Annotated in this window: 12 protein-coding genes and 1 riboswitch; all 12 genes read right to left on the bottom strand. The window is 32.6% G+C overall.

Going from position 1 to position 14004, the window contains the following annotated elements:
* Positions 1-116: 116 nt before the first annotated feature.
* A riboswitch (molybdenum cofactor riboswitch) is annotated at positions 117-245 on the bottom strand.
* Positions 246-347: 102 nt separating this feature from the next.
* Positions 348-1379: a 4Fe-4S binding protein gene (locus tag U8307_RS01355; protein ID WP_326909518.1), complete on the bottom strand. Its 1032-nt coding sequence runs from the start codon at positions 1377-1379 to the stop codon at positions 348-350.
* A gap of 125 nt (positions 1380-1504) precedes the next feature.
* Positions 1505-2275, bottom strand: coding sequence for a twin-arginine translocase subunit TatC (tatC, locus tag U8307_RS01360; protein ID WP_326909520.1), 771 nt, complete (start codon positions 2273-2275; stop codon positions 1505-1507).
* 16 nt (positions 2276-2291) lie between these two features.
* Positions 2292-2465: a Sec-independent protein translocase subunit TatA/TatB gene (locus U8307_RS01365; RefSeq protein ID WP_326909523.1), complete on the bottom strand. Its 174-nt coding sequence runs from the start codon at positions 2463-2465 to the stop codon at positions 2292-2294.
* Between the two features lie 18 nt (positions 2466-2483).
* The gene (locus tag U8307_RS01370; protein WP_326909525.1) at positions 2484-2888 is read right to left on the bottom strand and encodes a twin-arginine translocase TatA/TatE family subunit; all 405 of its coding nucleotides are present in this window, start codon (positions 2886-2888) and stop codon (positions 2484-2486) included.
* 180 nt (positions 2889-3068) lie between these two features.
* Entirely contained in the window at positions 3069-3668 is a 600-nt protein-coding gene (locus U8307_RS01375; RefSeq protein ID WP_326909527.1) for a 4Fe-4S dicluster domain-containing protein, read from the bottom strand.
* 5 nt (positions 3669-3673) lie between these two features.
* Positions 3674-4336 carry a TorD/DmsD family molecular chaperone gene (locus U8307_RS01380; protein ID WP_326909529.1) on the bottom strand — a complete coding sequence of 221 codons (663 nt, stop codon included), beginning with the start codon at positions 4334-4336 and terminating at the stop codon, positions 3674-3676.
* A gap of 64 nt (positions 4337-4400) precedes the next feature.
* The gene (locus U8307_RS01385; RefSeq protein ID WP_326911514.1) at positions 4401-6629 is read right to left on the bottom strand and encodes a molybdopterin dinucleotide binding domain-containing protein; all 2229 of its coding nucleotides are present in this window, start codon (positions 6627-6629) and stop codon (positions 4401-4403) included.
* Positions 6630-6683: 54 nt separating this feature from the next.
* Positions 6684-7463, bottom strand: a complete 780-nt coding sequence (locus U8307_RS01390) for a hypothetical protein (protein WP_326909531.1) — start codon at positions 7461-7463, stop codon at positions 6684-6686.
* A 376-nt stretch (positions 7464-7839) separates the two neighbouring features.
* Positions 7840-9162: a sigma-54-dependent transcriptional regulator gene (locus U8307_RS01395; protein ID WP_326909533.1), complete on the bottom strand. Its 1323-nt coding sequence runs from the start codon at positions 9160-9162 to the stop codon at positions 7840-7842.
* 6 nt (positions 9163-9168) lie between these two features.
* A complete protein-coding gene (locus U8307_RS01400) occupies positions 9169-10995 on the bottom strand; it encodes a sensor histidine kinase (protein WP_326909534.1) in 1827 nt (608 codons plus the stop codon).
* A gap of 11 nt (positions 10996-11006) precedes the next feature.
* Positions 11007-12005, bottom strand: a complete 999-nt coding sequence (locus tag U8307_RS01405) for an ABC transporter substrate-binding protein (protein ID WP_326909536.1) — start codon at positions 12003-12005, stop codon at positions 11007-11009.
* Positions 12006-12370: 365 nt separating this feature from the next.
* Positions 12371-14002, bottom strand: a complete 1632-nt coding sequence (locus tag U8307_RS01410; protein WP_326909538.1) for a hypothetical protein — start codon at positions 14000-14002, stop codon at positions 12371-12373.
* Between the last annotated feature and the right edge of the window lie 2 nt (positions 14003-14004).

Raw genomic sequence — 14004 nt, forward strand, 5'->3', positions numbered from 1 at the left:
GCACAAATTTGGCATTCTGTGCGGTTGACCTACCATCCATTTCTCAGAAAAAGGACTCTGAGAAATGGGGTTAGGGCATACAAAAAGCTTACACAGGAATATGCCAATGTAAGCTTAATAAGCCTAATGCATCTCCTTTCCAAACGTGGGGACAGCAGATTTCTCTGACTACCCTGTGGGGTTTAAACCCAGGTTATACAAGCATAGTTTCCCTTAGCTCGTAAAACTCGGAGTATTAAATTGTAAATAGACTTCATTTTAGGTGCATAGTTCTTGTCATTCTGAACCAAAGGTGAAGAATCTCATATGTTAATAGATTAGATCCTTCGCTATGCTCAGGATGACAATTATTTTTTTGTGTTCTTCCATGTACAAGTCGGACAAACGTCGGTTTCTGTAATAGATGCAAAGAATTCTTTTTTGCAAGATATACATTCCTTTTTTGTATTGAAAAAGATTGTTTCATTTATTATTTCAAAATTTTCTCTTATGTCAATTGCTTTTGTTGGACAAATATCTTTGCATAAATTGCAACCGGTACATAAATATGTTCTGAATACAATTGTATCGTTGTTTTCCTCCCAAACATTATGGGTGCACATTTTCATGCATGCTTTGCACTGAATGCATCTGTCCTTATCTATATCAACTAAATAAACAGATAATTTGTTTTCATTGTTTTGCTGCCATTTTTGTAGGATTTGTCCTGTCGAGCGCCAGAACTGAACCCTAATGGCAGGTGGTGCTATTTCATATGTTTTACCGAATAAATCCTTTGCCATATGTTTAAAGAAGCTTCTTCTGTCAATCGGAGTATCCTTTTTTATCTTTTCTGCTTCCTTAACATATTCAACTAAATTTTCCACATCTTCATTATGCACTGACATAGGTGGTAAGTTTAAATTATTGAGTATTATGTTTGTTCTATCTAATTCTATTTGCAGATTATGGCTTCTTTGACAATTATCGCATTTATTTAAATTTGTATGAATCTCTCTGAAGCCGTTATTATATATATTTAATAAAATTTTAGTGCTTAAAAAATTCAAGCACTCAATTCGTGAATTATTGTTTATGTTCTCATTAAGCTTATGCTTGTTGCATAGCAAATAAATTTTTTTATCTGCTCCCATAAACTTTCTGCCTGTATCTACTAATGCATTAGTCGGACAATGAGAAACACATTCATTGCAAAAGTTACAGCTTTCACTTATGGTTATTCCCTTTTTATTAATTTTTACAGCCTTTTTACTGCAAACCTCTTCACATATATTGCAGCTTGCCTTAGGAGAAATGTTCTTTATGCACTTTACTCGCTCGTACTTTGGCCTATAATCTAAATTATTTATTATTCCAACTACATCCATAATTCCAGCCATATATTCACATCCTTATGTTCAAAGGCTAGAATGGACAGACTGTTTATCTCATTCTTGCCTTTTTATGTTGTTTAAATTATGCTTTTTCTACCTAGTAAAGTCCTTCCTTGAACGAAGGGAATCCGTTAATCTTCATCATCTTCATTATCTCTCTTTCTTTTTCTTATAACTCTGCTAATTAATACACTGATTTCAAATAACAAAATCATTGGTAATGCAACTAATATTTGTGAAATAATATCAGGCGGTGTAATAATTGCACCAATTATAAATATAACAACAATTACTGCCTTGCGGCTCTTAATAAGCCATTCAGTTTTTAACAATCCCAATTCACTTAACAGAATTGTAACAACCGGCATCTCAAAAATAGCTCCAAATGTAATAAGAGTAGTCAATACAAAGCTTACAAAATTCTGTATTGTTATAGTTGGTTGAATAGAATGATTTTGATCTACACTAATGAAAAATGTCAATGTAACCGGCACTACAACGAAATAAGCAAATAATGTACCTAACAAAAAGCAAATCAAGCCTGCTAAAAGTGACAAAAACATAGTCGTTTTTTCTTTTTTCATAAGAGCAGGTTTTACAAAAAGCCAAACTTCAAACAAAATAACTGGCGATGATAAAACAAGGCCGCCAACTATTGCCAATCTAATGTATTGTGAAAACAATTCACCCGGTGCAATATAAACCATTTGATAACCGATTTCTTTTGCTTTATCTACAAGCAGCGCCACTAAATCATCACAAAAATTAAAACCAACAACTGCTACGGTTAAAAAGACAATAACAATGACAAATATTCTTTTTCTTAATTCACTTAGATGCTCAATTATACCCATTTCGCCACTGGGCTTTTTATCTTTTTTCTTAACAGCTCTTTTACTCACGGTTCATTCTCCAATATTAGTTTTCTTCTGTATTTGAATCCTCTTCATTACCATCATCTATACCATCTTTAAAACCTTTAATAGTTTTTCCGAAAGTTTTTCCTAACTTAGGTAACTGCTTTGGTCCAAATATTACTAAAACAATAGCAAATATTACTAATAATTCCTGTGTTCCAATTTTTCCAAACATAATATCCTCCTGGTATAATTAATTTTCTTGAACAATTTCTGTTTCTTGCGATAAACTTTCTTGTGTTTCCGTGATAACCGCTGAAGTATTTTCTTTTAATTCTTCAGCTACCGAAATAACATTTTCTTCCTTCTTTTGAAGTTTTCCAATATCATTTACGGATTTTTTAATATCCTTGATAGGTTTATTAGCATCATTCGAAATTTTTTTCAATGGTTCAACGGCTTTTTTAAGGGGCTTTTTAATTTCTTCCATCGGTTCTACAACACTCTCATTAATATCTTCTGACAGCTTGTCAGCATAAACCTTAATCGAACTCAGGAATTTCCCAGCCTTTTTTGCATACTTTGGAACCTTGTCCGGTCCAAGCACCAACAATGCCACTACGAAAATTACCACTAATTCTGATGTGCCGATTTTCAATAATATCCTCTCCTTTAAGTTAGTACATCGCTCTATAACTTTATTATTAAATGTTTTACTGGATAATGTTAGTTTAATGTCAATTTATAAAAATTACTATATATAAATAATCTTTACGATTGCTTATTTTCAATTGAAGGTGAGGAGTTCTGCCAAAGACATTACTCCTCTTAAATATCTTTATTCTTTACCGCCTTTAAATCTATCGGCAGGTTCAGTTCCTATTTCATTTAATCCTATATATACTACGCTTAAGTCTAATCCTAAGTCTTCTTTTAACCCATGAACTTCATTTTCTTTGATTAATTTTGCCACATCACTTTCGGGATCATTCAAATCACCGAAGTACCTGGCATGAGAAATACAAGTGCTTACACATGCAGGCATCAAGCCTGATTCAGCTCTTCCTACACAGAAAGTACATTTTCCCGCCTTTTGATCCGGCTTCATGTATCTTGCTTCATAAGGACATGCTACAAGACATGCTCCGCAGCCTATACATTTTTCTTCATCTACAACAACACTTCCGCCTTCCAAAGCAAATGTCGCTTCAACAGGACATACTTCAAGGCAAGGTGCATCAACACAATGATTGCACATTTTAGGCAATTTTACTTTTGATACATTTGGGTAACTGCCATGATCCCATTCTTCCACCCATGTATTAAAACAGTTTTGGGGCACGTCATTTTCCATCTTGCATGCAACAGTGCAAGCATGGCAGCCGACACATTTTCTCAAATCTATAACCATACCGTAACGCTTTTTATTTTCTGGCAATTAAATCACTCCTTTTCTGGCTCTAATACTAAAATATCTTCTTTTATCCATGCAGCACAAAGATTAAGCCAATAACTGTAAAGGCCTTTGTTCTTTTCTTCTGACAATCTTGCATAATCTTCAACCCACTTGCTTAAATGTTCACTTAAAAACTGTCTCTCAAGATTTTGCCATCTTAGTGCATTTTTTTCTTCGCCCTTTTCCAACGAGCTTTCTTCTTCAGAAACAAGAAAAGTCATAAATGACATTTCATATGCTATATGATCAGGAAATGGTATATCCTGCAAAGACTTGAACATATTAAGCTTATGAAAATTAAAAGACACCATTTCATAGCATGCTTTCACATGGAAGGTTTCTTTTGTTTCCAATTTCCCAAACTTAATTTTCTTACCACTCTTAGATCTGTTTCTTATGGCAGATTCATAGGGTGGTATAAATGATGAAGAAGTGGGAACAAAAAACCTGTCATAGTATTCTTGTTCATATTTTTCTATATCAGACAACTCAATTGAAAATTCATTGCTGCTGTCCTCAATCAACTCTTTTAATACTTCTTGTCCCTCTTTCATTACTTGAAGAAGAGAATCTGTAGGAACATTAAGTAAACAATATGAAAGAAGTTCATATATTTTTTTTCTTTGTTTGCATATTGTTAATTGGTCCATATTTACCTCTTTCCATACTTAGATTGTCCATTCCGATTATAATAATCGGAATGGATTGACTTTCTTAAAGCTTTTCTACTTTGTAAGCTCCACCATTTCTTGATGGTCCTCCTGTAGAAACCTCACTGAAACCGAAAATTCCTTCTATACTTGGGTCAGTTATACCGATTAAATGGAATCCATGTCCTCTTTCTGCATCTGACTGTTCTTTACCTTCGATTGTAAAGGATTTAGCTCCATATTCCCAATGTCCGTAACCATAAGCCACGCCAATTGTTCCTTTTGCAATACCTTCTCTTACAAGTGCTGTTCCTTCAAATTCTCCACCTGTAGCAGGGGTAACTTTTACTTTATCGCCAGTAGAAATTCCTAAAGCTTTTGCATCTTCTGAATTCATTTCTACTTTGTTGCCTAAATTAATATCTTTTAAGCTGCTGCTGTTTGCAAGCATACTTACACTTCTGAATTTTGGTTTATAGTTTGCTGCTTTAAATGGCCACTCTTCTTTAGCAAACACATCACTTACCAATTCTCCATTAAAGAATCTTTGTGGATTCCAAGCAGGAGTACCGTAAGCAAACTTTTCACCAGTTATAGAATTGTAGCTTGTTGCCAACTTTTCGTTATACAAAGAGAAGCACTTAGTATTTGCAAATACTCTGTTATCCCCATCAAAGCCTGCGCCATGGTCTTCAAATCTACCGCCTCTAGAAAGAAGATTCATAACTTTTTTCCACTCTTCTTCAGAGCCTAAAGCATCTTTCCAATTACTTGTTGCAGTTTCTAAATCCTGCATTTCTATTTCTTCATCAGAAATATCATCAACAGCTTCACCATCATATGCCAAATTTGCAACACCTTTTAAATAGAACTCATGAGCATCGTTAAAGTCATATTTATTGCCATCTACATCAGTGATTGCATCTTTTCCAAATCCTGGCACTCCTATAGCTTTAGCAACGTCTACCAAGAATACTTCATATGAAGCATGTCTGCCATCATCTAACTTCATTGATGCAGGCTCAACAACAGGCCATCTTAAGGTTGTTGCTTTACCTGAGAAGTTACCTTCTACGTTTGCTAGTCCCCAGCTTTCATAAGGTGTTGTATCAGGAACTATGTAGTCTGCCAAAGCAGTTGTTTCACCCATGTAACAATCCACTGAAATAAATAATGGAACTGTTTCAGGACTCTTTAATGTTTCTATTACTTCTTTTCTTGCTGCTGCTGGAAGAGCCAATAAAGGATTTGCCATCCAGTTCATAAATATTTTAACACTGTAAGGATATTTATTAATCATAGAGAATATCATCTGATTGTCAGAGCCTGAACCAACAGGATGCCAAGGCAATCTGCTTGGATATGGATTGTCTCCTTTAGCAACTTTTAACTTGTATTCATCAGTACTTTCGTAGCTAACTCCAGCCCTGCTCAAAGACAAAGCTTTATTAGCAGGTTTTCCTTCAATTGTGCTAAGTTTGTAACGGGCACCATCTGTTAAACCCTTGTATGAGTATCTTCTTGGGAAAATACCACCTTTTTTATTCATGCTTCCTACAAATGTTGATAATACATTCACAATAAAAGCTAAATCTAATCCGTTAGATGTAGCTGTACCGCCTAATGTATCAACAGATGATTTCATTCCGTGAGAAGTAAAATCATCGGCTATTTCAATAATAGTATTTTTATCTATTCCACAATCTGCTGCATATTCATCTAAGGTGTGTTCATCAGCAGTTTCTTTTAATATTACAAATGCTGTTTTCACTTTGATTCCTTTTACTGCTCCCACAAAATGAATATCTGCTTCTTTAACATCTTTTATAAATTTTGCATCTCCTGTAGCTTTGTCAATTGTCATGAAAGGTTCTTTTTCATCTTCAGGAACTATGAACCCAACATCTTCGGCTCTTAACATTTTTCCGTAATTCTTATGAGATTCATCAACAATAACTAAGTGTGATGCATTACTCCATGAATTGTAGCCTTTTTCCTTAGCTGCCTCTAAATTAGGTGAGCTTAAATATTTTTCATCATACTTTTTGTTATCAATTATATATTGAATCATAGCCATTCCAAATGCCCCATCAGTAGTTGGTACAATAGGAACCCACTTAGAATTTTTAAGCAATGGATTTACTGCTCCACCTACCATTACAGGATCCACCACTGTAATTTTTACATTCCCATCATTTAAAGCTTTAGCTGACTGACGAGCTATAGCCTGCATAGGCTTTCCACTGTGTCCCGGGAATGCTCCCATAAATAAAACATATTCTGCATTATTGATATCTGGTTTTCCACCATTAGTCGTTACCTGCTCCGCAGGTACTTTAGAGCCACCTCAGGAATAGCCGTGACCGTAATTATTAACGGTTCCGAATGCTCCCGAGAATCTTCCTGATATACTTCTTCCGTCTCCACGACCACCGTTCATAACCAATTGGTTTGAAACCGCACCTAAATCAGGTCTCTCAGGGTCAATAAGTGTTTGGTTGTCTCTTACTTTTCTAAACCCATCAATTGCATAATCTTCTCCTATATCACCGAAAAGATTTCCACCTTCAACAGTTTCATCAATTAATTCTTTCCATGAAATAGGTTTCCATTTACCTTCTCCACGTTTATCAGTTCTTTTTAATGGAACTGTTATACGCATTGGATCATAATAGCTTTCCAATGTTGCATTACCTCTTGCACATAATGTACCCCTATGGAGATTGCCGTTGTTCTTATAAGTACTAAAAGCTAAATACCCTGCAGTCAACGGATCCTTCATGCTTAGATGAGGCTCTGCGTTGTTTGGGTTATATGGATTTCCGTACACTCTCAGGATTTTACCTGTGGACTTATCGATTTTAACACGATTACCACAGGAAGTATAACATCCCAAGCATGCACTGTTTCTCATTAAGATTGAAGGTTCAAACTTTACTTCACCTGTTGCCAAATCAATTACAGCCTCAGGCTTTTTGCCTCCAAATTCTTTTGCATCAGGAAAACTTTCTGGAACCGGAGTTTCTTCTTCCACTACTGCTGTCTTTTTATCACAGCCTATGCTTAATCCCGTAAGAGATAAAGCTCCGGCGCTTCCTAATACTTTCAAAAAAGTTCTTCTTTTCATATTGATTATCACCTCTATTTTTTAAAAAAGTATTTTTGTCACTAAATTAACAAAGCAATTTATATGCCAATAGTTCTCATTCTGTATTACTTTTATTTATTTTTGACTCTAATATGGCTAATTTTCAACGTATAATTATTCCTAATTATTTTTCATGAATTAATTTTTTTCATATTTAAGTCCTTTAGTATTACTTTTTTTAAATATAGAGAATTTTTTTACGCCATTTTGACAAATTTGTTTGTAATATAGACAAAAAAAATACAATATCTAAATTTAGATTTTGTATTTTTTGTTACTGTTAACCATAAAGAGAGAAGATGTATGCCCCTACCTTCTCATGTCAAAATGTCAAACGCTATGTCACAATGACATGTTAGTTGTGTATATCATATTCAGCTATTTTTCTATAAAGAGTTCTTAACCCTATTTTCAATATCTTAGCAGCTTCGGTTTTATTCCAACCTGTTCTAACAAGAACCTGTTCAATATGCTCTTTTTCCATATCCTCTAAAGATAAGCTTTTTACATTATTTTTATTGCTAATTTCTCCTGAGAAAAAATCAGGTGACATTATTTCTTCACCCTTTGAAAACAATATTCCTCTTTCTATTAAATTTGCCAATTCCCTAACATTTCCCGGAAATTTATAATTTAATAAAAATCCTTCAGCTTCCTTGCTTAATTTTTTATTTGAATTGCTTTGTCTTAAAAAATGCTCTGCCAAATACAATTTGTCTTTTTCTCTGTCTCTAAGAGGAGGTACTTCTAGTTTTATAACACTTAGCCTATAATAAAAATCTTCTCTGAAGCTTCCGTCTTCTATAGCCTGCTCTAAGTCTACATTTGTGGCAGTTACAACTCTTACATTGATTTTCTTTGTAGTTGTTCCACCTACGGGCCTTATTTCTCCCGTATCTAAAAATCTAAGAAGTTTAACCTGCAGAAAAACATCCATATCTCCTATTTCGTCTAAAAACAAAGTTCCTTCATTTGCTAATTCCAATAAACCTTTTTTATCAGCACCGGCTCCAGTGAATGCCCCCTTTACATAACCAAACAATTCACTTTCCAACAACTGGCTAGGAATTGCGCTGGCATTTATAGGGATAAACGGGTGCTGAGCACGGCAGCTGTTATAATGAAGAGAACTTGCTACCAACTCCTTGCCTGTTCCGCTTTCTCCCAAAATAAGAACAGGTAATGTACTATCAGCAACCTTTTCAATTCCATGTTTTAAATTGACAATAGGCTCGCTCACCCCAACTATATTGGGTCTACCGCTGGTTCTTTGAATTGTTTCAATTAGATTACTGTTATATTCTTTAAGCTTCTTTTTTTCTAATGCTTTTCCCAAAACCAATTCCAATTCAACCGGTTTTATGGGCTTAGTAAGGTAATCATAGGCTCCGTTTTTCATAGCCTTAATTGCAGAATCTACATCCGCATAACCTGTAAGCATAATTACTTCCATGTTTGGCTGAAACTTCTTTGTTTCTACTAAAAGTTCCAATCCATCCATTCCATTCATTTTAATATCAAACAAACCTGCATCAAATTCTGAGTTTTCTATTATTTTTAAGGCTGCTAAGCCGGAATTGGCTGTTTCAACAATATAATTTTTTCTACTAAGCCTTTGCTGCAATATTTCAGTGAATTTTTCTTCATCATCTACCAATAAAATTCTATACTGTTCCACTTGTCATCACCTCTTTGATGTGGGTATACAAACTTTTGCTTTCACACCTTTTTCATCATTATTTTTTAAATAGATATATCCTCCGTACCTTTCTACAATTGTTTGAATAATAGGAAGGCCCAGTCCTGTGCCGTTGCCAAGAGGCTTGGTTGTGAAAAAGGGGTCATAAATATGTTTGAAATCTTCCTCATTGATTCCTGTTCCTGTATCTATAATTTCAATGCATACCATATCATTGTTTTGATATAGCTTAATTGTTAATTTGCCTCCATTAGGCATTGCATGCAATGAATTTGTTGCTAAATTCAATATAACCTGCTGCATCTGGGATTCATCTGCCAATACACAGGGTACGGATTCATCCCAAGAAAGCTCTAATTCTATATTTTGTTTACTAATTGGATATTTGACTAATTTTAAAACTATATTTATTACATCAGGTATATAAACATTCTTTATCCTTGGCTCAACTTCTCTTGAAAAAGTTAATAAGCTTTGAACTATATCTGTGCACCTTTTTATTTGTTCCCTTATATTAAGCAAATAATCCTTAAACACACCTGAAGTTTTAAGTTCATTTACATCCTTGGTTTCCATTAACTCCAATAAATCATCTGCATAAAATCCTAAGATATTCATAGGATTATTAATCTCATGGGCAACTCCTGAAGCCAACAATCCCACTGAAGCTCTTTTTTCAGCTATGAGTGCTACCTTTTCATTTTCTCTTTTTATTTTAATTTCATTAATCATTATATTAAATGCTTCTATAACAAGACCTAGTTCATCCTTAGAACGATAAGGAATTTGATAATTTAAGTTTCCGTTTTGTACTGAGGATACTCCTTTTGACAATTCCTTTACAGGCCTGATTACCATGGAAACAATAAATGCTATCAGTACAATAATTATAACAATAATAATAAATAATACAATTGTCAGTCTGAACATCATTGTCCAAAGAGCTGAATATGCATTTGATAGAGGCTGTTCAACAACAACCCCCCAACCCACCGTTGGAATTAATCCATAAACGCCTAAAACCTCTTCTCCTGTATAAGACTTATAAGTTATTGATTTGAAATTATCGTAAATACTCGCATCAGAATCTTTTAATAAATTTTGTACACTTTCACTGCCTAAAACATCCTGCTGTCTCAATACCTGGCTATAATCAGTGTGTCCTATCAAGTTTCCTTCCCTATCAACCAGCATAATGTAACTTCCATTAGGAAGTTCTAAGGATGACATTTCCTCCATAACCTTTCTTAAGCTGATTTTCCCTATAAATCCTCCGGCAAACTCCCTGTTTAAATATGATATAGGTACATAACAATCAAAAACAACCTGGTTATTATTATCAACTTCAGCGTTGTCTATATATAATTCTCCATTTTGCAATGCTAAAAGTTGGGGTTCTGCTACCTTATTAAGGTCCTTATCGGAATAAGCATAACGTTTTGATACTTTTGCTGTTTCTTGACCCTGATAAGATATAATTATCAATTCCTCTAAATGAGGAAAATTTTTTAATACTCCATACATAAATTCTTCCTTTTTATTTTCATTATTAGAAAGGAAAAATTCCGAATTGGTTAAAGAAACAGTATCTAATGCAGTTTGCAAAGTAACAATCAAATCTGTAACCGTATGAGATACTCTCGAGGCTGCCAAAGCATGATGTTGATGAATAGATTTTTGTATTTCTTTTTTTAGCATTTCCATGTTGTATAAGCCGAATAGTATTATAGGAACAATGGAAATAACAGCTATCATGGCTATTAATCTTATTTTTATGCTGTTATACCACTCTATATTTGTCCATTTGTCCATAGTAACACCTTTCACTGATATATAAAATGATCTACATAAGGCATTTCAGAAGCCTTAATATCTACGCCTATCTTTTTTGCAGTATCAACATTAACATACAATTCTAATTTTTCTGGAGATTCAATAGGTATGATTTCGGGGTCTTGTCCCTTTAAAATATTTACCACAATTCTTGCAGCCTGAATTCCTTCATTGTAATTGGTTCCTCCGTAAAAAGCTAATGCTCCTTTTTGAACGTGTTTGTTGGAAACAGCTATGAGAGGCAATTTATTTTCTATTGTAATATCTATTATTTCTTCTATTACCGAATTAAATAATAAACTACACATTAGCATTACTCCGTCTGTTGACTTGCTTTTTTCATTTAAAATACTAAAAATTTCACTTTCCTCAGTAACGGGAATTATATCTAATTCAACATTATATATGTCAGCTGCATCATATAAATATTCAATACTTGCATCTATTGGCATATTTTTTGGATTATACAAAACCAATACCTTTTTAACACTTGGAACTAATCTTTTTAAAAATTCAATTCTTTTACCAGACAGTTGCACATAATAACTGTCTATTCCGGTAAGATTACATGCTGGAGAAATACGATCCTCCACAAATCCTAACCCTACAGTGCATGCAACACCTATGAATGCAACAGGAGTTTGTGAATCTTGGGTAACCTTTTTTGCAGCTGTTGTTTCATCAATACCTAATGGTACTATTACATCAACTTTTTCATCTACTAATTCCTTAGCCATCCTCTCCAAGTCATCAAGATTTTCATTTGCATTTTTTATAATGATTTCTACATCTTCCTCATATAGACCATACTTTTTTAATCCTTCACGCATTCCTTCAACCTTATCCAATCTGCTTTCAATAAAAGTCAAAACACCAATTTTATAAATTTTGGTTTTTTTTTCATGAGCATTTGAGAATAAATTATTTATATTGGAAAGTAAAAAAGCTGATATTATGAGAACAGTTAGAATAATCACATACTTTTTCATAATTACCTCATATTTTTATATGAATTTTTTTATACATAATTAGTATATATTATATTTAATAAACATTCAATATATAAAATAATTTAAGTTTCCCCATTTTCAATTTTTAAAAACTTATGAAGCCACTAATTTAAAGTAGTTGAAGATATCAAATTGTTGTGATTTAATGTTTTTAGGTATAAAGCTTTGAATTCCAACTTTAGTTTTAACTAAAATGCTTTCTATAGCATAGCCAATGGCATAGTAAATAAACTTAGGAATGTCATAAATTCTCTTTGAACATTCCTTAAGTTCTTTAAAAAATATACTATCAGCTCAAAATAAAATAAGTTCAGTACCTGGCACTGAACTTATTAATATTATAATTATTTTTTAATAAATAATCTTTTCGGTACTGCAAACTTCCAACTTAAAGGAATACATATAATCAGCATTCCGATATAAATCCAATTTCCCATAGGTATTTTATGAGAAATAATATGGAGGATTAAAAAACATGCTGCTACCCCTAATGACATAAAATATTTATCTATCGATTTACTTTGATTAGACTCATTTATTGGCAATGAAAATGGAAATTCAGTAAAATATATTTTTCCAATAATCGGAAGAATAACTATACTTACTAACATTATGGTAATTATATCAATAATGAATTTTTCCTTAAAAAGAACTATATATATAATACCATTAAAAATTAATAAAGGTATTAACAATCGAGTAGCAATTGATTTTAAAACACCCTTATATAATTCTTTTATATTATCAAATCCTGATATTGCATATACAAAAGAGCCTTTCCAAGCAGTCGAATATTGTACTAAATCTAACACAGGTGGAAAAGCAATAAAGTTAAAATAAAGAAAAAAACTTTCAAATCCACTTGCCTCATAACCAGAACCTCTCATACCCATATTAAAAATCATTAAAACTGGAAGAAGAATACCCATCGAAAGGGAGGGATATACTTTTAATTTTAAACTTCTGTCACTTCGTAAAACAGCATTAGTAAAGTGATATGATTGTTTTACAGTTTCATTCCTATTTATTAATTTCCCTATTAATACTTCAATTCTGTGTTTTGAAGGTTTTTCTCTTCCTTCTGATTCTAATTTCAATAATAGGGATTCCATTTTTTTGCTGAGTTTTAAGTATATTATAAAGCATATCAAAGGTACTGCAATTAACAATACTGTAAAAACAAAAAAGTGAATTTCTCTTCCTTTATTGAATATTATTTCAAAAGGTGCGCCAAACCATAAAATTGGATTAAAATAATTATGTATTTCAAATTTATACGCAATATTTTCCAATGTTGAAAAATCTATCATACGAATGGCTATTTGATAACCTATAGTAACTAATATAGTCAAAAGAATTTGAATTAAATTAATAATGTTCCTTAATAACTCCCCGTCGAAAAATCTCAATATCAAAAGATATATAAATGCAGTTAACAAAAATATAAGCAAATCCATCAAAAGTATTTCTATCAAAAAAATTGGAATAGCTAATAGCCCGTTAGTCATTACTATTGCAACAAGAGATGGTCCTGCTATAAAAGCATTAAGACGAAACATATATATCAAAATATGTAATACCTTAGATAAAGATACTACCTTACTATTAATAGGTTTGGTCAATAAAATATTTTTATCCTTTGTATCTAATAAAACAAAAGAAAAGTCAGAAATTAAATACATAGTTGTCATAAAGAAAAATGCTCCGGAAAAATAAGTCATACGAATCATTTCGTCTTCAATAAAATAAATAAAAAATGCTAACATTAATCCAAACAAAAGATGCATTAAATATCTTTTAATCAGAGAAGTTTGCTCTGATTCATTTTTTTTATTTTGATTTGCAATTACAGGTGCTCTTCTGTTGTCTAATGTAAGTTTAGTATTTAAAATCATACGCATTATTTCATAATCAATACCGCAAATTTCAAATACCTTTTGAAATTTGTCAAGTATTTTCAAAGATAAGAATTCCATAT

Origin of the sequence: Sedimentibacter sp. MB31-C6 (assembly GCF_035934735.1) — a bacterium.
Lineage (GTDB): Bacteria > Bacillota > Clostridia > Tissierellales > Sedimentibacteraceae > Sedimentibacter.

Excerpts from the sequence above, each read along its gene's own strand:
- U8307_RS01400 (WP_326909534.1), bottom strand. The coding sequence starts at position 10,995 with ATGGACAAATGGACAAATATAGAGTGGTATAACAGCATAAAAATAAGA.
- U8307_RS01380 (WP_326909529.1), bottom strand. The coding sequence starts at position 4,336 with ATGGACCAATTAACAATATGCAAACAAAGAAAAAAAATATATGAACTT.
- U8307_RS01390 (WP_326909531.1), bottom strand. The coding sequence starts at position 7,463 with ATGAAAAGAAGAACTTTTTTGAAAGTATTAGGAAGCGCCGGAGCTTTA.
- U8307_RS01365 (WP_326909523.1), bottom strand. The coding sequence starts at position 2,465 with ATGTTTGGAAAAATTGGAACACAGGAATTATTAGTAATATTTGCTATT.
- U8307_RS01405 (WP_326909536.1), bottom strand. The coding sequence starts at position 12,005 with ATGAAAAAGTATGTGATTATTCTAACTGTTCTCATAATATCAGCTTTT.
- U8307_RS01410 (WP_326909538.1), bottom strand. The coding sequence starts at position 14,002 with ATGGAATTCTTATCTTTGAAAATACTTGACAAATTTCAAAAGGTATTT.
- U8307_RS01355 (WP_326909518.1), bottom strand. The coding sequence starts at position 1,379 with ATGGCTGGAATTATGGATGTAGTTGGAATAATAAATAATTTAGATTAT.